Origin of the sequence: Aminobacter sp. HY435 (assembly GCF_027568395.1) — a bacterium.
GTDB lineage: Bacteria > Pseudomonadota > Alphaproteobacteria > Rhizobiales > Rhizobiaceae > Aminobacter.
In genome coordinates this window covers 248,251-268,562 of the sequence record NZ_JANKZL010000004.1, presented here as the reverse complement: position 1 = coordinate 268,562, position 20,312 = coordinate 248,251, and the positions used below count along the sequence as shown (strand labels likewise).

The 20,312-nt window shown below is 62.0% G+C and carries 18 protein-coding genes; 6 read left to right on the top strand and 12 right to left on the bottom strand.

Annotated features, from left to right (window positions below):
- Position 1 precedes the first annotated feature (1 nt).
- The 12 genes from PCJ21_RS06115 to PCJ21_RS06060 all read right to left on the bottom strand — a co-directional run bounded on the left by PCJ21_RS06115 (position 2) and on the right by PCJ21_RS06060 (position 14,921).
- Complete coding sequence (locus tag PCJ21_RS06115) at positions 2–1,066, bottom strand: NAD-dependent epimerase/dehydratase family protein (protein WP_269930487.1); 1,065 nt, start codon at positions 1,064–1,066, stop codon at positions 2–4.
- A gap of 42 nt (positions 1,067–1,108) precedes the next feature.
- A complete protein-coding gene (locus PCJ21_RS06110; protein ID WP_269930486.1) occupies positions 1,109–2,476 on the bottom strand; it encodes a glutamate-1-semialdehyde 2,1-aminomutase in 1,368 nt (455 codons plus the stop codon).
- A 321-nt stretch (positions 2,477–2,797) separates the two neighbouring features.
- The gene (locus PCJ21_RS06105; RefSeq protein ID WP_269930485.1) at positions 2,798–3,553 is read right to left on the bottom strand and encodes a response regulator transcription factor; all 756 of its coding nucleotides are present in this window, start codon (positions 3,551–3,553) and stop codon (positions 2,798–2,800) included.
- A 317-nt stretch (positions 3,554–3,870) separates the two neighbouring features.
- Positions 3,871–4,650, bottom strand: a complete 780-nt coding sequence (locus PCJ21_RS06100) for a Crp/Fnr family transcriptional regulator (RefSeq protein ID WP_269930484.1) — start codon at positions 4,648–4,650, stop codon at positions 3,871–3,873.
- 453 nt (positions 4,651–5,103) lie between these two features.
- Positions 5,104–5,304 (bottom strand): hypothetical protein, encoded by a 201-nt coding sequence (locus PCJ21_RS06095; protein WP_269930483.1) that lies wholly within the window; start codon positions 5,302–5,304, stop codon positions 5,104–5,106.
- A 295-nt stretch (positions 5,305–5,599) separates the two neighbouring features.
- Complete coding sequence (locus tag PCJ21_RS06090) at positions 5,600–6,250, bottom strand: SH3 domain-containing protein (protein WP_269930482.1); 651 nt, start codon at positions 6,248–6,250, stop codon at positions 5,600–5,602.
- Positions 6,251–6,323: 73 nt separating this feature from the next.
- Entirely contained in the window at positions 6,324–7,142 is an 819-nt protein-coding gene (locus PCJ21_RS06085; RefSeq protein WP_269930481.1) for an efflux RND transporter periplasmic adaptor subunit, read from the bottom strand.
- A gap of 2 nt (positions 7,143–7,144) precedes the next feature.
- Positions 7,145–9,130: a preprotein translocase subunit SecA gene (locus tag PCJ21_RS06080; RefSeq protein WP_269930480.1), complete on the bottom strand. Its 1,986-nt coding sequence runs from the start codon at positions 9,128–9,130 to the stop codon at positions 7,145–7,147.
- A complete protein-coding gene (locus PCJ21_RS06075; protein ID WP_269930479.1) occupies positions 9,123–11,276 on the bottom strand; it encodes a peptidase M50 in 2,154 nt (717 codons plus the stop codon). Before PCJ21_RS06075 ends, PCJ21_RS06080 begins: the two co-directional genes overlap by 8 nt.
- A 9-nt stretch (positions 11,277–11,285) precedes the next feature.
- A complete protein-coding gene (locus PCJ21_RS06070; protein ID WP_269930478.1) occupies positions 11,286–13,163 on the bottom strand; it encodes an HlyD family efflux transporter periplasmic adaptor subunit in 1,878 nt (625 codons plus the stop codon).
- A 12-nt stretch (positions 13,164–13,175) separates the two neighbouring features.
- Complete coding sequence (locus PCJ21_RS06065; RefSeq protein ID WP_269930477.1) at positions 13,176–13,478, bottom strand: DUF3467 domain-containing protein; 303 nt, start codon at positions 13,476–13,478, stop codon at positions 13,176–13,178.
- A gap of 132 nt (positions 13,479–13,610) precedes the next feature.
- On the bottom strand, positions 13,611–14,921 hold the full coding sequence (locus tag PCJ21_RS06060) for an outer membrane protein (RefSeq protein WP_269930476.1): 1,311 nt from the start codon (positions 14,919–14,921) through the stop codon (positions 13,611–13,613).
- Positions 14,922–15,128: 207 nt separating this feature from the next.
- Between PCJ21_RS06060 and PCJ21_RS06055 the strand changes: the two genes are divergently transcribed.
- The 6 genes from PCJ21_RS06055 to PCJ21_RS06030 all read left to right on the top strand — a co-directional run bounded on the left by PCJ21_RS06055 (position 15,129) and on the right by PCJ21_RS06030 (position 20,251).
- Complete coding sequence (locus PCJ21_RS06055) at positions 15,129–16,154, top strand: methyltransferase (RefSeq protein ID WP_269930475.1); 1,026 nt, start codon at positions 15,129–15,131, stop codon at positions 16,152–16,154.
- On the top strand, positions 16,151–16,717 hold the full coding sequence (locus PCJ21_RS06050; RefSeq protein ID WP_269930474.1) for a uridine kinase: 567 nt from the start codon (positions 16,151–16,153) through the stop codon (positions 16,715–16,717). The genes PCJ21_RS06055 and PCJ21_RS06050 overlap by 4 nt, the downstream gene beginning before the upstream one ends.
- A gap of 93 nt (positions 16,718–16,810) precedes the next feature.
- Complete coding sequence (locus PCJ21_RS06045; protein ID WP_269930473.1) at positions 16,811–17,596, top strand: hypothetical protein; 786 nt, start codon at positions 16,811–16,813, stop codon at positions 17,594–17,596.
- Positions 17,583–18,443 (top strand): hypothetical protein, encoded by an 861-nt coding sequence (locus PCJ21_RS06040; protein ID WP_269930472.1) that lies wholly within the window; start codon positions 17,583–17,585, stop codon positions 18,441–18,443. Before PCJ21_RS06045 ends, PCJ21_RS06040 begins: the two co-directional genes overlap by 14 nt.
- A gap of 15 nt (positions 18,444–18,458) precedes the next feature.
- Positions 18,459–19,373, top strand: a complete 915-nt coding sequence (locus PCJ21_RS06035; RefSeq protein ID WP_269930471.1) for a radical SAM protein — start codon at positions 18,459–18,461, stop codon at positions 19,371–19,373.
- A 95-nt stretch (positions 19,374–19,468) separates the two neighbouring features.
- Positions 19,469–20,251 (top strand): SapC family protein, encoded by a 783-nt coding sequence (locus PCJ21_RS06030; RefSeq protein ID WP_269930470.1) that lies wholly within the window; start codon positions 19,469–19,471, stop codon positions 20,249–20,251.
- Positions 20,252–20,312 lie beyond the last annotated feature (61 nt).

Sequence of the window (20,312 nt, the reverse complement as noted above, 5' to 3'; positions counted from 1 at the left end):
ATCAACCTGCCATCGAGCGGCGTTGCTCCTGTTCAAGCGCCCGCACGCGCATCTGGTCGTCGACTATTCCGTTGGCGATCAGGTATTTGATGTGGCCAATGCGCTGGAAGCGCGGGCCTTCGAACTCCTCGAGCGTAAGGTGCGCGCTGGTGTAGGCGCCAAACAGCTGCTCGGCGCCCGAGCGCGCATCCCACTGCGGCTTGAATGCCGGCAGCACGCGGGCGATCTTCTCGAAGCTGACCTGGTAGGAGCGTTTGTCAGGACCGGCATCCGGCGCAAATTCGAGCCGACAGCCCGGAACGACATCGGCGACGACGGCAGCGATATCGCGGATCCGGTAGTTGTGCGCGGTCTGCCCGACATTGAAAGCTTCGTTGTGGACTGCCTCACGCGGCGCGCCCAGCCCGGCAATGAACGCCCGCGAAATATCCTCGATATGCACGATCGGCCGCCATGGGCTGCCGTCCGATTTGAGCAGGATGACGCCTTCGGTCACCGCCCAGGCGACGAGGTTGTTGAGCACGATGTCAAAGCGCAACCGAGGCGAAAGGCCGTAGGCGGTGGCTGGACGGAAGTAGGTCGGCGAGAAGGTCGCATCGGCCAGTTCCGAGATGTCGCGTTCCGACATGACCTTCGACTGGCCATAGGGGGTGACCGGGTTGAGTTCGCCGGTCTCGTCGATCAGGCCATCGCCAGCGAGGCCGTAGTTGCTGCAGGACGAGGCATAGAGGAAGCGGCCGACGCCGGCGGCCTTGGCTGCGCGAGCAAAACGGACGCTTGCCTTGTGATTGATGTCGTAAGTCAGTTCCGGGTCGAGATTGCCCAGCGGGTCGTTCGAAAGGGCTGCGAGGTGGATGACGGCATCGAAACCTTCGAGATCGGAGGGATTGACGTCGCGGATGTCCTTGCGGATCGACGGCACCGGAACGGGGCTCCCGCCGGGAGCATAGGTACAGCGCTCATAGAGATCGATGTCGTAGCCGGTGACACTGTGCCCGGCCTTTTGCAGCATCGGGACCATGACCGAGCCAATATAGCCTTGATGGCCGGTTACCAGAACTTTCATCACCCACCTCATTTCTGTGCAAAAGGAGATCCGTTTCTTTGTTCATGGAAGACAGGGCACGACACCTGCATGATCGTCGTCGGGCTGGTTGAAGCGCCTGAATACCTGGTGGGATGGACGCCCCACCAAATGCTTTCCAACGCCGTCATCCATTGCCCGGGCGTAAATCGCGAGCGCGGCGTCAACCACATCAATGGTCTCGGCAATTGCTGCGTCGTCATGCGTGTAGCTCACCACCAGCGAAGGCATCAGCACGCCTCGCTTGATCGTTTCTTGAAGCAGCAACGAACGGAACGCCTGGGACGGCGACTGGTTCTGGTCGAGTGTCACATATGTCAGGCAACAGGGCCGGCCGACGACCTTGACGAAATCGGCCAGGCCATGACGTTTTGCCGCCTGCTCGATGCCGTCTGCAAGAAGGCGGCCTTGACGATAGACGTGCTCGATCACCGGTTCGTTCCGGTAGATGTTCATCGTCGCGATCGCGGCAGCCAGTGCATGGGTCTCGGCCCCATGGGTTGTCGACAGCAGGAAGACGCGCGGCCGGTCAGTGTGGTCCAGGCCGCCCAGACGCATATATTCGCGCTTGCCGGTGAGGGCCGAGACGGAAAATCCGTTTGCCAATGCCTTGCCGAAACACGACAGGTCGGGCTCGATCGCATATTCGGCCTGGGCGCCTCCGGTGTTCCATCGAAATCCGGTGATCATTTCGTCGAGAACAAACAGCGCGCCATTTTCGCGGCAGATACGCTGGACGTTGTGCAGGAAGCCATCGCCAGGTTCGTCGGTTCTCGAGGCTTCGAGGATCACCGCCGCGATCTTGCCCGGATGGCTCGCAAACAATTGCCTGACGCTATCGATGTCGTTGTAGCGAAACGTCACGGTCAATTGACGCACGGTCTCGGGGATGCCGGCATTCATCACCGTTGTGCCGATGAACCAGTCGTCGGTCGAAAAAAATGGATGGTCGGCACAGCATGCGACCAGGTCGCGGCCGGTATAGGCGCGTGCCAGCCTGATGGCGCCTGAGGTCGCGTCCGAGCCATCCTTGCAGAATTTCACCATCTCGGCTGCGGGGACAAGATCGAGAAATGTCTCGGCGCAATCCACTTCGATGCGCGCCGGCCGGGTAAAGTTCGAGCCGCTGCGAAGCGCCGTTTCTACGGCCTTCAGCACGTCCGGATAAGCATGGCCAAGGCCTACTGCACGGTTGCCCATGCCGAATTCGATGTACTCGTTGCCGTCGACATCCCAGACATGGCAGCCGGAGCCCCGCTCGATGAAACCGGGCGCGAGCAGCGGATACTGGTCGTCACCCTTGGCGTAGGTGTGGCCGCCGCCGGGTATCACCTGGCGCGCGCGCTGGCGCAGGCTGCCTGATTTTGCAAAGCGACGGAAAAGCTCGGTCATTGGTGGCTATCCGGATACGTGCGGTTGTGACGGAAGTGTACAGTTTCACAGCCGGACTAGCCGTCCTCAAAAAGACGGCCACTGATCGTCCAATGGGGGTACGACGATACAATCGAGCTATTCGGCCGGCCGATCGGTCATCAAACAGGCTTCCGCAAACCGGTTCCGGCTGCGGTGGCAAGGATGACGAGGTGAGGGGTACTCCATTCCTGACACCAGGAATGGAGTAATTTGCTGCAGCGTCGGCGCGATCTGCGCCAATCGCGACGCGTAGACGCAAGGGCTTTGAGCATCCCTTGCGTCTTCGGTCAGACGGCTGGCCTAGGCATCGCCGGGGAAAAGATCGTTGAGCTTGTAGGCAACTTCGGTCCGGTTGGTCGCCTTGAGTTTCTTCATGATGTTTCGGATATGAACCTTGACCGTGCTTTCGCGCAACTTGAGCTCATAGGCGATGATCTTGTTGGCTTTGCCGCGGCGCAGGGCTTGCACCACTTCGACCTGCCGCATGGTGAACATGCCCGCCAGCGGGCGCGTTTCCTGGCTGCTGGAATCGATGAGGTGGCGCATCGCGGTCAGGCTGCTGGCGGGAATGAAGATGCCGCCGGCGATGGCCAAGCCAATGGCTTCGACGCAGACGTCAACCCCGACGGTCGTCGGGATATAGCCTCGCGCCCCGCATTCAAGCGCCTTCATGATCTGCTTCAACTCGTCGGTATCGGCCAGGATCACAACCGGCACCGACTTGAACTCGGTGGCCAGTCTTGAGATTTCGGTGGCGACGTTGGGATCGGTGATCCTCTGGCCGCCAAGATTGAGCAGGATTGCCCCCAGTGACGGATGCAATTCCTTTTGCCGTCGCCATTCCTCGATCGAGCCCATGGCCGACACTTCCATGCCCAGGTCGTGATAAACCAGGGCCCTGGCCAGGCACTCACGGTCGAGCGCTCTACTGTCGATGATAAGAAGACGATCGTGGGGGCGTTGTTCAATGCCAACGCCGGAACGAGACGCGTTCAAGTTATTTCTTGCAGAGGGTAAAGTCGAACTCCCCCCATGCGCTCCCAAGCTGGAATCCATAGGAATAACCGCCCTTTCTGTACAAAAACCGCATTCTATTGCGGTTCGCACACCCCATTTGAACTAACTGAGTTCTTGCCTTTCGATTTTGCTACCACCTCTGACGCCGGGATTACGCTCCAACGTCTTTTGCTTCCTCTTCTGGTTGTCCACTGTCCCCCAAACGAGCGAACAACGTGTTACGGTAACTCAAATAGTTCTTTTTTCATTAACATAGGTTAATATAACCCAGGGTAGTGCCTTCTTCCGCCGTTCGCCCATGCAGGCCGAGCGAAAGCGGGCCCTCATGGCAGCCCTCAAGATGTCCGAGCAGGGGGTCAGCGATCGGCGGGACGCATCGCTGGTTGCGATTGCCGCGGGCCTGCACCTTTGCGAAGCGCTGTCGGCCAGTTGTACTGCAGGTAGGTCTTGTCGAAGCCGGCCAGTTTCACGAGTTTGGAACGGTTGAGAAACTCAACAGCCCCGGCACGGAAAGAAACCAGGTCGCGCTCTCGCAATTCGCGCAATGTCCTGTTGACGTGAATCTGGGTGAGGCCAAGCACGTCGGCGAGGTCATGCTGGGTCAGTGGGCATTCGTAGCCATGGATGGGCGTTGTCGAGCTTTCCACCCGTTCGCCCAATTCCAGGAGATAGTGCGCGGTGCGCTCGATAGCACTGCGCCGACAAACGCTGGTCAGGCGCTCGACGGTAACTGCGTGCTGGCGCGCGGCGATGCGTGAGAAAACCGCGCCAAGTGCGGCATTCTGGTCGACGACACTGCGAAATGTCTGGCCCGGGATTTCGTAGAGTGCAACTTCGGAAACGGCCACAAGGGCGTTGATGCCCCCACTATCGAATGAAGGGAAGCCGAGCATATCCCCCTTGAGAGGAGTGTCGATGATTTGTCGGCTGCCATCAGACAGGTGGCGCGAAATGCAAGACCAGCCGGACGCGACAATGAAAACGCGCGTATTGCTATCGCCTTGCCGGCTTACGATGGCGCCCGGTTCGTAGATTTTTGGTATAGAGTCAAAAAAATCTGACCGAATGTAGTCTAGGTTGAAATGCAACCCAAGAGGTGGTTTCTGAAAAAACTGGAATAGTGTAAGCTCAGTCATCGCTGCTGCTGATGCTTTTGGGCACTGATTAAGTTGATCTGCGGAGATTGTTGTCTCCGCAATTGAAGTCGTCGCACGTGCGAAATGCGACTGTCGATATAAGTATAAGCCCCGCCAATTGAACTTTCAGGTGTCTGGTGTCCGCCAGCTCATCTGATTTCATGTGATGAGGATGCCTATGGGGGCTTTCGTCGTCAACCCTCTACCTCGAATGCGTAATTGACCTTATGCGTGGCAGGGCTGAACACTGAATGCGCCAGCGTGCCGGCGCCTGCCCATCACGCGGTCTGTTCGTGTAGAGCGCAACAGGATAGGGGGGCCGTCGTCACCCCAGACCACCGCCCAGCGGCTCCCCTATCGCGTGCGCTCAGATGCGCCTGACAAGCGTGAAAAAACCGCAGGTGGCGCAGCCGCCTGCGGTCTAGGATGGGTCGCCAATCCAGCATGGGCATTTCAGTGTGGCTTGATGCCGTAGACGCCGATGCCTGAATAGCCTGAACTGCCATTGAATGCTGCGATCAGCCGCCGGGCAGCGATACTGGCTATGTGCGTGGATGGAAGGTTGGCCTCCACGCGGCGAGCTGATTCATACACTTCCAGAATGATGGCGTATTGCTCGGGGGGCAGCACGTCATGATCGAACAAGTCGCGCATGTGGTTTCCTCCTCAATGCAGGAGCGTCACGCACCCGCCCGCGCGATGGCACCCCTGACGGTCAGAATGTTAGCAGAATGATGCACGTCATGTAAGCAACGTTGAGGTGCCGAAAAGCTAAGCAAACAGGAGAATGGCGCTCGCAAGCGGCCAGCCATAAGGTTGGATGCCTGGGCAGCCAGGTTGGTGCTGGTTGCGAAATTCTCCAGGGCGCGAAACGAAGCCTTCGCCGAATAAGAAGGGCCGCCCTTGGGCTGCGCCCTTGGGCCGGCCTTTTCGTTTCGCTGCTGCCCGGTCAATCCGGTCGCAGGAAACGGCCGTTGACCCAGCCTTCGCGCCCGCGGAAACGGACCTTGCACCAGCCCTGGCCGTCGATGCAGCCGAGATTGCGCAAGCCGCTGGCGTCGAAGGGAATTTCGTCAACGACGAAACCGCGGGGAGACGGGCTTTCGCGCATGTTCAGCACGTCGTTGGGGGCGACGCCGACGACGCGCCAGGAACGCGGTCCGGGTGCAGGATCCGGGCCGGGACCGGGGGCGGGCTCGCCACGGCCGGCGATGCTGACGTCGAGCGAGAATGGCGCGGGCACATTGCGACGGGCCTCGGCGCGCAGAAGATAGATCTGGATCGTATAAACGCCGGAATTCGGCAGGCGGCCGTCCCATTGCGTCTGTTCGCGCGCGATCGTCCGTCCGCGCGGATCGATGACGTTGAAATAAAGGAAGCGATTGCGCGAATTCAGCGTCAGGCTCATGCGCTGCCCGGCGCGCGCCTCGAGCCGGTACGAGGCGCTGATACGGCCAATGACGATGCCGCGAACCGTTGTCTGCGTCGCGCCCGGACGCATGCGCAGCGTCTCGACGCGTTCCTGGGCTGCCGCCAGCTGCGGGAGAGATGCCGGCGCTAGTGCCACCATCAGTGCCAAAAGATATCCGAGTTTCCGCATCGCTAGTTCCTCGTGGAGAATCTGGGCAGATACTAGCTGAAACGCTGCGGGGGAAAAGGTACCAGGCTGGCCGTCATTGGCCGGCGGCAGTCGCCTCGAAACTCACCTTGCAGCGCTGGCCGGCGGGAATCATGGCGTCGGCGTTGGGGAGTGCAAGGCGAATGCTGAAGGTGCCGCTTGCGGCGTCGAAAATGCGGTCGACGACGGTGACTTCGGCGTCGATGCGGGTGCCTGCGGGGTGGTCGAGCGATACCGTTCCGTGCGACCCCTTGGTGATCTTGCCCCACAGCTCGGTGGGCACGTAAGCCTCGACATGCAGCGGGTTGGTCTGCGCTACAGTCATGATGGCGCTGTCCTGGCGTACGAACTCGCCGGCGCGTAGGTTCTGTTCCACCACCACGCCGTCAATCGGGCTCTTGATGCTCTGGCGGGCGAGCAGCGCCTTTTGCCGCTCGAGCTCGATGGCCGCGACCTTGAGCCGAAGTTCCTCGGTGACGAGATCGCGCCTGGCGATGGCGACGATCGCCTGCAATTCGTCGATCTTGGACTGGGTAACTGTGCCGGAGTTCACCAGCTTCAGTGAGCGGTCGAGGTTGGCCTCCGCCAAATCGAGGCGGGTGCGTTGCGACTCCAGGTTTTCGCGGGCGTTGGCCTGTGCCGTCGCAAGTGCAACGTTGGCCTCCTCGACGGTGGATTCGAGGCGTGCCAGTTCCTCGCCGCGCTTGACCTCATCGCCACGGCCGACGCGGACGGAGGCAAGCAGGCCGGTTACCGGGCTTCCGACCGCCACGCGCTGGGCCGGTTCGGCGACGCAGTCGAAGATCCGCGACTCGGCATGGGCCGCCGAGACGGCCTGTGACAGGAGCAGTGCGGCGGCGAAAACAGGCTTCATGGTCACTCCGGTCGGCCGGTGAAGGCAAGCGTACGCGTCTGGTTTTCATCAGACTTCAAAAGGTCGCGGCGCATGCCTGCATGGATGCGTTCGGCCCGGCGCTGGGCATGGCGCAAGAGCCAGCGTGCCGCCGTTTCACCCATGACTGGCTCGGCCATATGGCAAAATGTCTTGAAGAGTCCACTGGCGGCGAACTCCATCAGCGGGTCATCAAGCGACAGGATAGCCTGGAAACAGCCTTTCTGGCCCTGGCGACCGCTGCGGCCTGCCAACTGGTCGTCGATGCGGCGGGCTTCATGGCGCTCGACCATGATCACATGCAGGCCGCCGAGCGCTTCGATGTCGTCGGAAATGTGAATGTCGGTGCCGCGACCCGCCATGTTGGTGGCGACCGTGATGCGGCCGCGCTCGCCGGCCAACGCGACGATCCCGGCCTCGGCGTCATCCTGTGCTGCGCTGAGCACCAGATGCGGCAGGCCAGCTTCCGTCAGCCTTTCGCTTGCGGTGGCCGAGGATGCCACCGAGCGCGTTCCGAGCAGTATCGGAATGCCGCGGGCGTTTAGCTCCTTCACGCGAGTCATGACCTCCCGCCACTTCTGGTTGTCCGTCGCCAGCACACGGTCTTCGAGGTTGATGCGCTGGCGGGGTCGGTGGGTCGGGACGGTCACAACGGGGAGGCGATAGACCTGCCAGAATTCGCGCGCCACCTGGCGACCCGTTCCGGTCATGCCGGAGAGGTGCGCATAGCGGCGGAAAAAGCGTTGGTAGGTCATGCGCGCAATCGTGGTGCGCCGTGCCGAGGGCGTGCAGCCTTCCTTGACCTCGATGATCTGGTGCTGGCCGTCGCTCCAGGCGCGGTCGGGCATGACGCGGCCGGTGTGCTCGTCGATGATCTGCACCTTGCCCTCGCGCACTAGATACTGCTCACCACGGTGGAACAGATGCAGCGCCGAAAGGGCCTGCCGAGCCAACTCCTCGCGCACGACGACGCCACGCCACTCCCTGCCGCGTTCGTCGGCGAAGCTGGCGATGCGCTCGCGCCCGTCGGGTGTCAGCACGATGCGCTTCTGCGCGGCAATCAGCACATAGTCCTTGCCGGCTTCGAGCGAGCGAGCGAGGCCGAGCGCTTCTTCGGCGGTCGCGGTCGATATTTCGCCCTTGGCTTCGCCGGAGATGACCAGTGGCGTTCGCGCCTCGTCGACCAGCACGCTGTCGGCCTCGTCGACGATGGCGAAATGCAGGCCGCGCAGGCGCAGTTGGTCGGCGCGCGGCCGCTTGCCTTGCAGCGCTTCCATCTTGAGCCGCAGATTGCCGCCGTTCTGGCCCAGGACGATGCGGTCGCGCAGATAATCGAAGGCGAGTTCCTTGTTGGTGCAATAGGTGATGTCGCAGGCGTAGGCCGCGCGGCGCTGCTCGACAGATTGGCCGGCGACGACCACGCCGACGCTCAAGCCGAGCCAGTCGTAGATGGGCTTGGTGAGTTCGGCGTCGCGGCTGGCGAGATAGTCGTTGACGGTCACGACATGCACCGGACGGCCGGCAAGTGCTGCGGTCGCTGCTCCGAGCGCCGCGGTCAACGTCTTGCCTTCGCCTGTCGCCATTTCGGCGAGATAGCCGCGCAACAGCGCATAGGCCCCGACCATCTGGACGCCGTAGTGGCGGCGACCGCTCAAGCGTCCCGAGATTTCGCGGATGACGGCGAAGGTTTCGGCCACGACCTGTTCGGGGAACCCAGCCTGGCGCTTGAGGGCTACCGACACGTGGCGGCCACGGGTGCGCAACTCCTCATCCGAAAGGCCTCGCATTTCTCCATCCAGTGCCGTCACCTTCCGCTCGATCCCCGCCAACTGACGGGCGCGGCGCTTGCTTCCGGCGACCTTCAGGTAGGCAATGGCCTTGGCGGCATGATCGTCGAGCGGCGACTTCTTCTTGTCGGCCCGTTCCGCATAGAGGATCGGCCGGGGCGGGCTGAAGGCGGCGTCAGACATTGAAGTGGCTCAGAAAGGTCTGGCGCAGGCTGCGCAGCCAGCGCCAGGCCACCGGCTCGCTGCCATGGTCGAAGCGGACATGGACGCGACTTCCGAGCAAGAGCTGCGATTGGGCCTGTTCCGGTGCGAGATCAAATACGAACAGGCCTTCCAGCGCGCGGGGGCGGTTGTTGGGGCCGCCGCTGTTTTGGACAGCGATCGTGCCGCCGCCTTCGGTGGAAAGCGCCAGGCTCGGCAGGTCGAGCTGGGCGGCAGGCACCTCGCGGCTGATATGAGCGGGCACGATGCGCGCTGGTTCGCTGGCATAGCGGATGTCGACGCGCAGGGTGCGGCCGCGGACCAGGTCCACTTCACTCTGCGGAACGATGACGCGCAGTGCGGGCGTTGCGGAAGCGACGACATAGCCGACGAGATCGCCCTGGTTGACATAGCGACCGGGCAGATTGGCGGCGTTGGGCAGCACGAAACGGCCACCGTCGCGGGCACGGATGACCAGCGCGTCGCGCCGCTGCTGGCCGGACGCGATGATGCCTTCGATGTTACGCAACTGCTGCAGGATCATGTCGCTGGCGGTGCGGTCGGTGAATTGCACGGCGTCATGGCGCAGCCGGAGTTCGGCGGCCTGTGCTTCGAGGAGCTTCACGCGCCCGTCGATCGACGGATCGGCAAGCCGGATCAACGGGTCGCCCGCGGCGACGACGGCATCGGGTCTGGCCAGGATTTCGGTTACGATTCCACCGGTGTCCGCGCGCACCTGGGCGCGGTCGGGTATCCAGACCACGCCCTGGGCAATGGTGCCGTAGGGAAGGGGCGTCAGCAGCAACAGCGCAAGCACCGTAGCCGTAGCCACTCCGGTGGTCCCGAGTGCGCGGCCACGCTTGCTGTCGAGCTTCGGCGACGTAAGCAGATATTTTGCGCCCTTGAACAGCGGCTGCACGAAGGTGCTGAACAAGGTCAGCAGCGCCAGCAGCACGCCAATGAAGAACAGCTTGGAGGCCACCAGCAGCGCAATCGTCAGGCTGAGCACGACGCGGTAGAGAAACGCGAGCACGGCATACCAGAAAAGCCATTTGCGCTCGCCGCGGGTCGACGCGGGGTTCTCGACGTTTTCGACACCGAGAAGGTAGCGCTGGACCAGATACCAGAAATACTTGTTGGCGCGGTTGCCGAGATTGGGGATCTCGATCAGGTCGGCGAGGATGTAGTAGGCGTCGAAGCGCAGCAACGGATTGCCGTTGAAGAAGATCGTCGAAACGCCACCGATCAGCATGACGTTGAAGGCCACGGCGCGGGCAAGGCCCGGCTCTGCGTTGACCCAGAAGATCATTGCTATCGCAGCCAGGGCGAACTCGACCATGATGCCGGCGCCGCTGACCAGCATGCGTCGCCATTTCTCGCGAAACGCCGTGGAAGCCGAAGCGTCGACATAGGGAGCCGGCATCAGCACAAGGAGCATGATGCCGACCTCGTGGACGACGCCGCCGAAGGCCTTTGTCGCGTATGCGTGGCCGGCCTCGTGGATGGTCTTCACCAGAGGATAGATCATCACGATCATGGCGATGTTGGAGGTGCTGAGCAGCCGGTCCGTGCCATCGGAGGTCAATTCCGGCCAATGCATCACAGCCACAACGATGCCGGTGACCACGAGCGCCAGCCATGCAAGGAAGCCGTAGACGGTGAACAGCGGCCGGACCAGCGGCATGGTTGCGTCGAGGAAGCTGTTGGGGTCGAAAAGTGGCAACCTGAGCGACATCGGGTTGCGCAGCTTGCTCAGCACCTCGCTGCGTGCCTGCTTGGCCGCGCGCTCGCCCAGTTCCTGGAAATCGGGTGGCATTGCTCCCTGCAACAGGTCGGAGCCGTGCAACTGGGCAAGAAGCTGGATCGCCTCATCCTGGGTGGGCGGATCGTCGCCGGCACGCCGGCCGACCATGTCCCATATCTCGCCGAGCGTGCGCTTGCCGTCCATGAGGGAGACAAACAGGTTGGAGGACGCCGATAGCCGATGGAAGCGTCCGGTCTGGTGATCCTGCAAGACATACCAGACCTCATCGCGAAATTGCTGACGGTGGATCTGGGCATGGCTGCGCAGCCTGAGCTTGAGGTCGGCGACGCGATACCATGACGGGCTGAACAGCGATCTCGCCATGAGGCTACCTCACGGCATCCATCGCCAGGCTGCGAGGCGCAGCCAGTCGAGCATCGGCCGAGTCCAGATCGTGATCAGCGGTTCGGTGCCGATGTCGATCTTGGCGACGCCGATCATTCCGGGGCGCAGGCGTTCCGCATTGCCGGTCAACGCCCCTTCGACCTGGAACAGGTTCTTGCCCTCGCGAGACTGAGCGACGGGCGTGACCTTGGTGACGGTCACGGCGTAGCCCTGTTCGGGCAGGGAGGTGAAGACGACCTCGCCCGTCTGGCCGACATCGATAGAGGCGATCTGGCGCTCGTCGACCTGCATGACGACGCGATAGTCGGTAAGCGGGGCAATCTCGAACAGGGTTTCGCCACGGCTCACCGAGCCGCCGATGCGTTGGCTCAAATCCCCTGATACAACCATGCCGTCGAACGGCGCCGTCAGCTTGGTGCGCGCGATCTGCTCGTCGATCAGGCGCAGTTGCGCGTCGGCCTGGTCTATCTGGCTCTTCACCACGTTGATCGTCGCGGGCTGGCGGCTGGCCAGCGCGCGATCATGTTCGAAGACGCGCTGCTGGCGCTCGGTCACCCAGCGCAAGCGTTCGAGGGAGAGCTCGCGATCCTCGAGTGTCGCCAGCGTGTCGCCGGCCTTGACGAATTCGCCGGCGCGCGCGTTGGCTTGCTGGATGTAGCCGTCATAGGCGGAGACCACGGCGCGGCGCTCCAGGCCTTCGATCTCGGCATCGGCGTTGACGCGGTAGATATCGCTCGCGAAGGCAAAAAAGGCGCAGGCACCGACGAGACCGGCGACGGCAAGCTTGCGGCCGATGTAGCCCGGTCCCAGCAGGCGCTTGACCTGCAGGCCAAGCGACTCGAACGCCTTGACGACAAGCCACCGGTCGTTGCGCCGCTTCTCGTCGAGAATCGGCCCGATGGCGGTTGCGATGACGTCGAGAAGGCGAACGGTTTCAGGATCGAAGGCGTGATCCTTGCCACGCTCGAAGGTGATGGCGCCGATGAATTTGTCGACCACGAACAGCGGTGCGGTGAAAATCTGGCCGTCATGCTGCATGGCCGCGAGGTCGCGATGCGCGTTGGTAGCAAGTGCCTCATCCGCGCCGATCGGATAGAGGACGGAGGCGCGCTGGTCGATCGCCTCATCCATCGCCGAGCCCACCGCGCGTACCAGGCTCATTTGCCGGCCAAACTGGGCGGTATGCGAGATCGCCGCCAGCCTCGTCGTTCCGCGGCGGCGGAACCCGATGCTCACGCGGGCGCAATCGAAGCGGATGGCAAGCTCCGTGGCCGCAGCCATCGCTGCGGACTTGAAACGCTCATGTTCGAGTACCGTGGCAATGAAGTCGAGGGTGGCCGCGGACTGGTCGCGCTTGCCGCTGCTGGCTTCGATGCGCAACCGGCGCATGTGGTCGCGCAACCATGCCGAGCCCCATTGCAACTGCCGGATGGCGCCGCGCAATTCGTCCTTGGCATGAGCCGGCTGCGAGACGGCCAGGGCGACGGCGACGACGGCAACCGTCTTGCCGTCCAGCGCGACCGGATATGCCACCGAAGGTTCAATCTCCGATCCGCCATTGGCGCCGCGCGCTACGGCACGGGCTTCGTTGACGGCCAGGTCGGCCGTGGCCCGGAGGTCGGCGGGCTCGCCATTGGCGTCAGGCCATGCGGCAAGCAGGCGAAAACCGCCGCTCGTCGCCTCGCGGACGATGCCGGCAGTGGCGCCCGAAATCATGCTGCACTGGAGCGCCAGCCATGCGGTCGCCAGCTCGTTCGACGTTTCGGCTTCATTGAGCCGTTGCCACAGGGCCGGTTCGAGCACGGCAAGCGGGCGCGCGGCTGCCTTGGCATCCGCTATCTGCTCGCTGTGCCGGGGGCTGGACATCCGCTGAGCCCGTTACTCCACGTTGAGGGAGCCGTAGCGGCTTTCGTGCTCGCGCAATACGCCGCCGAGCACGGTCCAGAGCCGCTTGGCAGCCAGCGGCGTCAGGATGATGCGATTGGACAGTTCAACGGCGACGGCGCCGCCATCCTCGACATTCCAGGTCCGGTTGGTGCCGAAAAACATGTCGACCTGCTCGCGTGTGCCCTGGACATTGACGACATTGGCGAAATGCGTGCCCATGCGGTCTTCTATCCACTGCACACCGCGCGCCTTGCCTTCGTCGTCGGAGGCTGTCTGCTTGCCATTGTCTGCCATGTGTTTCCCCGTAATGCGCCATGCCGGCGCGCCGCCATGCGAAGCATAGATGAAGCTGGTTTCAGCGGAAAGCCACATCCGCTGATTGCGTTAGCGACACTTTGCTGACCGTATGCCGGGTGGCCGGACCTATCAGAAACGATAGGCGAGGCCGATGCGCCCGCTCAGCAGCGAGGGTTGGATCTCGATCTGGCCCATCTGCGAGTTGTCGGCGATGATGCTGTCGGTCGCCTTCGTGTAAACGCCTTCGACGCGCAATGTCAGCTTTTCGGTCAGAGCGGATTCGATGCCCGCGCCAAACTGATATGCGGACAGGGTCTCCTTGCCGCCGCTGCCGAGCGCGAAGAAATCTTCGTTGGCGTCCATGGCCATGGCTGCAATGCCACCTTTCAGGTAGATCAGGGTCGAAGGCGTTGCGACATAACCGACGCGTGCGGAAAGCGCATAGGTGGCTTCGAGAGTACCGAAAAGGGTCGTCGAGTCGGGCGCAAGCGAGTTCATTTCAGGGTCGTGGAACTTAGCGTTGACATAGGCCGCTTCCGCTTCCGCGCCGACAACGAACCTATCGTTGATCAGGAAGTCGTAACCGACGAAACCGCCGAATCCGAGCGCTTCGTCGGAATATGGGCCACTCGTCGCATTTTGATTGTCGATCACCTCTAGCGTCGACTGACCGAAGCCCAGCGCGCCGAAGCCGCCGGCGTAGAAACCGGAAAACTGCATCGCTGCCGCCGGCTCCGAGGCATGAGCCGAGCCGTTGTTTGCGCCAAAGCGATAGGAGAGACCGGCGCTGACCAGAAGGTAGTTGGGATCGTATGCCTCAAAATCGCTGGCAACGACGAACTCTTCGGCGGCGATGTAATTGGCTTCTATGCGGCCGGTTACGTTGCCGAACAGGAACGTTTCGGCGCCGACGCCAGCCTTGACGGCTCCGACCGAGCCCTTTGCTGTCCCTACCGCTTGCTCTTCGGCTTCCAACTGGATCGACGAATATCCCAGGCGGCCGTAAAACAGTGTTTCCGGCGTGACCAGATAGCCGATCCGGCCTGAAACCGAATAGCTGGACTTGGCTTCGACAAGCGTGTTGTTTTGACCGCCTGCGAAGCGCTTGTATTGCGAATTGAGCTGCGTGTAGTCAAGCTCAAGGCCCGCTACCCAGCGGCTCGAGAACTGGTAGTCGAAACCGCCATGGATGCCGTAGGCACCGTCTTCCTGCCCGAAATTGAAAATTCGCTCTGGAAGCTGGAGCGCCGGGATGGCCAGTTCCTTATACTCCATGTTTCCCGAGGCCATGCCGCCATGGACGCCGAGAAAGAAGCCGGTCCAGCTCGGCGCTTGATAGGCCGTTTCGACGGGCGCAGCGATATCGGCAGCGAGAGAGGAGCCCGCAGCGCACAGGACAACAGTTCCGGTGGCCAGCGTCTTCGACAAGATTCTAAGCATTGTCCGTGTCCCCTCGCTTATCCGCAAAGGGACTAACATGCGTTTTTTGAATATGTCAAAATAAAGATGCCCGCGTCGGTAGATGTTGCGGCCTCAATGCAATGTTGCGTGTGATTTCAGCAACGGTTTTGAATTATGATGGTGCCTGGGACCAAGTCTTGAAGCGAATTGGGGGCAGGACTGGAATGCTCATGGAACAAGAATCTGATGCCGTCGACTGTATTTGAAGCCGTCGACCGTTACCTGGCGACCGAATTGTCGGCGCGTGCGCTTGCGCTTGCCCTGTCGCGCGGCTGGATCGACCTGCTGGCAGGACAAGGCAGCATCTCGGCACGAGAGTTGGGTACGCTCGGTCGGATGCCGCAGGCGGCAACACAGGCAACGCTCGATCTGCTTGTGGCGAGCGGAGTGGTTGAAAAGGCTGACGGCTACCGCCTTGTCGAAGAATTCGGGCAGGCGCTGCAGGTGCGCGACCTGCTGGAGGCCAAGCTGTGGTTCGCCAATCTGGTGGCGCCTGACGTTCATGAGCATTTCGAGGCCCTGCTGACCGATGTTCCCAGGTTCATGGCCAATGCAAAGGTGTTCGAACTGTTCCGCTATGACCGGTGCCTGGACGTAACGCCCGAGAATTTGGCCGCGACGCGTCGCTGGGTCGCCTACACGACGACGCTGACCAGATACGAGGCGCCGGAGGCCATCGGTCGGCTCGACGTTGCCGGATATCGAAGCATGCTCGACGTCGGCGGCAACAGCGGCGAGTTCGCGCGCCAGGCCTGCGCGCGCCACCCCCGGATGCGGGCGACGGTCTATGATCTGCCGGTGGTCTGTGAACTGGGGCGCGAGCACGTCGCGCAATTCGCCGAAGGCGGGCGCGTGCACTTCCAGGCTGGCGACCTCAGGGGCCAACCGCTGCCGCGCGGGCATGATGTCGTCAGCTTCAAGTCGGTGCTGCACGATTGGCCCGAGGAATATGCCACGGACTTCCTCGCCAAGGCCGTGGACGTCCTCGAGCCTGGTGGGAAACTGGTGATCTTCGAGCGTGGGCCGATCAAGCTTGACGGCGCGCCGCTGACCTATGCCATGGTTGCCAATCTGGTGTTTCTGCCGTTCTTCCGCGAGCCGCGATTCTACACCGAGGCGCTGGCCGGATTGGGCATGAATGACATCGTGGTGGAATGGATGGAACTGGAAATGCCCTTCTTCCTGATCACCGCCCGGAAAGCGCACCGATGACAGCGCCGATTGTTGCGATATCTGGCCATCCTGGCGGCGGCAAGACGACGCTGACAAGGGCGCTGGCCGGTCGGCTCGGGGTCCCTTCGTTGCACTATGACGACTACGAAACGATGACGAGCAGGCCGCCGTCCGAAGTGCGCGACTGGATGGCGCGCGGTTCGGACTATGACGAAATCGGGCTCGACCGGCTCGTCGTCGCCCTGACCGACCTGTCGCGGCGCACTCCCGCACCGAAGGTCATCCTGCTCGACACGCTCCTGGGGCGGGCGCACCGCCAAAGCGGGCAGATCATCGACCTGCTCGTCTGGATCGATACCCCGCCCGACATCGCTCTTGCCCGCAAGGTTGCCGAGGCAGCGGCGCGCGCAGCGCCGGCGGAGGCCTCCAGCTTTGTCGGGTGGCTGCGCTCATATCTCGATCACTACCAGGGGTTCATCTCAGGCAGTTACATGTTGCAGCGCGAGCGGGTTAGGCCAGGCGCCGACATCGTCCTCGACGGTTGCCTCGCGCCGGATGAATTGGCGGATCTGGCGCTTTCGTCGATATTGGCTCGGATCTAGCAGGGCGGGGCTATGGGGCAGGTCGCAACGGATGATCTGGTTGGCCTGACGATCGGTCCGAGTGGACGACGTCTGCTGTCGATGATCGAGACCATGAACGTGCCGTTCGGCCTCGAGCGATCGATCAAGCTCGGCGTGGGCGTCATCAATGAGGACCGGTTCCTCGCCATCATGCACAAGAGTTCCTTGGGGGTGGACCCTATGGCGCGTCTCGCCTGGGTTGCCGGAAAGCTTGGCATGCCCGAGGCAATGCTCAATGTCCTGGCATCGCGCATTGCCGATGCCGATATCGTGCAGTTTGGCTATGAGGGCGGTGTGGCCGGCGTGTACAAGGTCTACCTGGAGTTTCCCGCTGATGTCCGCGCTGTCCGGGTCGCTGGCGCGGCGCGTGCCGCCAGGGATGTGCTCGTGCATCTTGCCGTGAAGTGGCGAGCTCTCGCTCCGCATGAGGCGGCAATCTCGCGTTACGTCTGGCCGGCGGAGGCCAGGGGCGTCGCGGCAATCGATGCCCGCCTTGCCGGGCAAGCGAACCGCGAAAGCCCGTCCGGTCAAGCTGCGCGCGCGATTGTCGAGCACGCCCGCTACCGCTGCGAGGACGATCGGATATTCTTTCTCGATGTGTCGGAGGACGGGTCTCCGCGTCGGTCCTTCGACGTCAATGTCTATGCAGCCGGGCTAGCCGTACATGAGGTTGAACCGGCTCTGCGGGGTCTCGCGCGCGCCTATGGTCTCGACAGCGAGATGGAGAGGATGCTGATGCGGCTTGGCCCGGTGAGCCTTGGCCATATCTCAGGCGGGCGTGCCCGCCATGGGCAGGATTTCGCGACATTGTATTTCGGCGTAACGGGGCGGAAGGGGACGGGGCGTGAGCATTCTTGAATGGGCGGGCCCGTCCGATCCCTATTTCGACTACTGCCTGTGGGACTACAAGCCCATTGCCCCGACAGCCGGCAAGCTCCGTTCCTCCAGCCTCCTGTGGCATTCTCTCGACGAACTGGGCGCGCCGCCGAGACTGGCTGAAATCGTGCGGGCCATTCGTACCGAAATCGGCCCGTTCCGCACGGTCTGGGGTGTGAAGAAACTCGGCGATCGGTTCAGCTGGGAGCTCTATTTCTACGACTATGAGCGGCTGGAACGTTCGGTCTCGATCGAACGCGTGCTGACTGCCATCGCGCCATTCGCACCGTCGGATCTCTCCCTGTCCTGGAAGCGGCCCTACTTCATGTTCTCCATCGACCTCGACGGAGAACTGGGCGAGGGCAAGCGTGGAATAGACGAGCTCAGCGTCTACATGGGCAACCCGAGCGGCATGGTTTCGTCGGGTCTGTGCTACCAGTTGAGCCGGACGGGGCTTCGTTTCGACAATCTCTATTACTTCTTCGACCGCGAAAAGAACTGGGATGACATTGTCGGCAAGGTGGTTACCTCGGCACATCTCGACCTTGCCGGGCTCGCCCCTTCGTCAATCCTCTGGCCCGAACTGAGCGATTGCGGCATCGTCGTGGTCGCCAACAAGAAGCACAATGACGGCGTATACTTCTCGCGCATTCGCATCGACCAACTGATCTGGTTCGTCGAGCGGCTCGACTATCCGCAGGCGATCCAGCAATTCCTTCGCGACAACAGTAACCTTCTCGATCACATGCTCTATGATGTCGGCATCGACTACCGTATGGTCGACGGGCGCATCGAAATACTCAAGAGCGCCTACTATGGCGTTGTCTGAGCGGCAGGGCGACTGATGGCCATATACGACCATTCCAAATACGTCTCGCTGACGATGGAGTTCCGCTGCAACCTTGCTTGCAAGCACTGCATGATCGAAGGCACGATGGACCGGCTGGCGCCGCAAAGCGACGCCACCTTCGACAAGCTTCTGCAGCACAATGCCCGAACCGGCGAATGGAGCGGCCTGATCCTGACCGGATCGGAAATCACCTTGCGCCGCGACCTGCCCGATCTTGCACGTCGCGCGCGGGCGTCAGGCTTCGAGCATGTCAGGATCCAGACCCATGGCATGCATCTCGGCAGGGCTGCCTACAGCGCGATGCTTGTCGAGGCCGGCGTCGACGAGTTCTTTGTCAGCATTGCGGGGGCGGATGCTGCGAGTCACGACGCGATCACCACTGTTGCGGGATCGTTCGACAAGTCGTTGCGAGGACTAGAGATACTGGATGGTTATGACGGGGTCGCCACGATCACCAATACGGTGGTCACGGAGGACAGCTACCGTCTGTTGCCTGGCATCGTCGGCGCGCTCGGCCACCTCAAGAACCTTACCCAGATGGAGTTCTGGTTCTACTTTCCCATGAAGGAAACGGACGAGAAGGGGCTGGTAGCCAATCACCTCGACGCCTTGCCCTATCTGCGCGAGGCCACACGCATGGCGCGGGCCATGGGGCGAGAGGTCGAGATCAAGAATTTCCCGCAATGCTTGCTGGGCGAGGATTCTATACTTTTGGTTAACGACCAGCCGCAGTTGTTTATCGACCCTGCCTTTTGGGACGAATTCGCCAGGAACGGCTTCTACCAATGTCCGCATCGGGACAATTGCGTGTCCAAGCAATGCCTTGGCCTCAACACTGCCTATATTGAGCGGTTCGGCGATCACAAGGATGTTCTGCGGCCTTTTCTTGGCCCGGCGACAGAATTCTAACGTGAGGTCACCATAACCTCTTTCCAATCACTGATATGCAATGCTACCGTGCGTTCCCTTAGGGTAGAATCTCATTAAAATTGCGTGCGGTGGGGATGGCAAAGCAACTTCTGATATACGAGCGCGCGGTCCCGGTGACGCGACAGGCCCACGGTGACCTCTCGGTAAAAATCGGTGGGGATCTCTCCTATGCGCGCCACGTCAATTCGGTGCCGTTGATGGCAGCCGAATTCGCGCACGCCGCGGATGAGTATACGGTGGTCTTTGCCGGACAGGGCGAAGACATCATTCCAGTGGTGCTGCTGGGGGTCCGCGACAACGAGAACCTGTTCGTCGACGACAAGGGCGGCTGGACCGGCAAGTACGTGCCGGCGTTCCTGCGCAGATATCCTTTCGTGTTTTCGAGCGACGACGACGGCGCCAATTTCACGCTGTGCGTCGACGAGGAGTTCGAAGGCTGCAACCGGACCGGCCGCGGCGAGCGGCTGTTCGACAATGACGGCGAGCGCACACAGTACCTCGAGAGTGTGCTCGGCTTTCTCCAGGCCTACCAGGTGCAGTTCCATCGCACCCGCGGCCTGACCAAGCGTCTCAACGATCTCGGGCTTTTCGAGTCGATGCAGGCGCGCTTCACCTTGCGCAACCGGCAGGTGCTGACGCTGTCGGGTTTCCTCGCGGTGAACCGGGAGCGCCTGAAGGCGCTCACCGGCGAACAGTTGGCTGAACTGCAGGCATACGACGATCTGGAACTGATTTACCTGCATCTCTTTTCCATGCGGCATCTGACCTCCACGGCAGAACGCATCGGGGCAGGGGCTGCGGGGGGCGAGCAAGTCAACGCGGAAGAGCAGACGGCTCCGGAGCCAACGGCAGCATAGGTTGTACGGGAGCGCTTGGCGCTCCCGTTTTCGTTCCGGGAGCGGCAGGCTGGGACCGAAA

Bases quoted from the DNA above. Each gene is read 5' to 3' on its own strand.
- PCJ21_RS06105 (WP_269930485.1), bottom strand. From the start codon at position 3,553: ATGGATTCCAGCTTGGGAGCGCATGGGGGGAGTTCGACTTTACCCTCT.
- PCJ21_RS06045 (WP_269930473.1), top strand. From the start codon at position 16,811: ATGAACGTGCCGTTCGGCCTCGAGCGATCGATCAAGCTCGGCGTGGGC.
- PCJ21_RS06100 (WP_269930484.1), bottom strand. From the start codon at position 4,650: ATGACTGAGCTTACACTATTCCAGTTTTTTCAGAAACCACCTCTTGGG.
- PCJ21_RS06055 (WP_269930475.1), top strand. From the start codon at position 15,129: ATGCCGTCGACTGTATTTGAAGCCGTCGACCGTTACCTGGCGACCGAA.
- PCJ21_RS06080 (WP_269930480.1), bottom strand. From the start codon at position 9,130: ATGTCTGACGCCGCCTTCAGCCCGCCCCGGCCGATCCTCTATGCGGAA.
- PCJ21_RS06075 (WP_269930479.1), bottom strand. From the start codon at position 11,276: ATGGCGAGATCGCTGTTCAGCCCGTCATGGTATCGCGTCGCCGACCTC.
- PCJ21_RS06110 (WP_269930486.1), bottom strand. From the start codon at position 2,476: ATGACCGAGCTTTTCCGTCGCTTTGCAAAATCAGGCAGCCTGCGCCAG.
- PCJ21_RS06070 (WP_269930478.1), bottom strand. From the start codon at position 13,163: ATGTCCAGCCCCCGGCACAGCGAGCAGATAGCGGATGCCAAGGCAGCC.
- PCJ21_RS06030 (WP_269930470.1), top strand. From the start codon at position 19,469: ATGGCAAAGCAACTTCTGATATACGAGCGCGCGGTCCCGGTGACGCGA.
- PCJ21_RS06115 (WP_269930487.1), bottom strand. From the start codon at position 1,066: ATGAAAGTTCTGGTAACCGGCCATCAAGGCTATATTGGCTCGGTCATG.
- PCJ21_RS06085 (WP_269930481.1), bottom strand. From the start codon at position 7,142: ATGAAGCCTGTTTTCGCCGCCGCACTGCTCCTGTCACAGGCCGTCTCG.
- PCJ21_RS06095 (WP_269930483.1), bottom strand. From the start codon at position 5,304: ATGCGCGACTTGTTCGATCATGACGTGCTGCCCCCCGAGCAATACGCC.
- PCJ21_RS06090 (WP_269930482.1), bottom strand. From the start codon at position 6,250: ATGCGGAAACTCGGATATCTTTTGGCACTGATGGTGGCACTAGCGCCG.
- PCJ21_RS06060 (WP_269930476.1), bottom strand. From the start codon at position 14,921: ATGCTTAGAATCTTGTCGAAGACGCTGGCCACCGGAACTGTTGTCCTG.
- PCJ21_RS06050 (WP_269930474.1), top strand. From the start codon at position 16,151: ATGACAGCGCCGATTGTTGCGATATCTGGCCATCCTGGCGGCGGCAAG.
- PCJ21_RS06065 (WP_269930477.1), bottom strand. From the start codon at position 13,478: ATGGCAGACAATGGCAAGCAGACAGCCTCCGACGACGAAGGCAAGGCG.
- PCJ21_RS06035 (WP_269930471.1), top strand. From the start codon at position 18,459: ATGGCCATATACGACCATTCCAAATACGTCTCGCTGACGATGGAGTTC.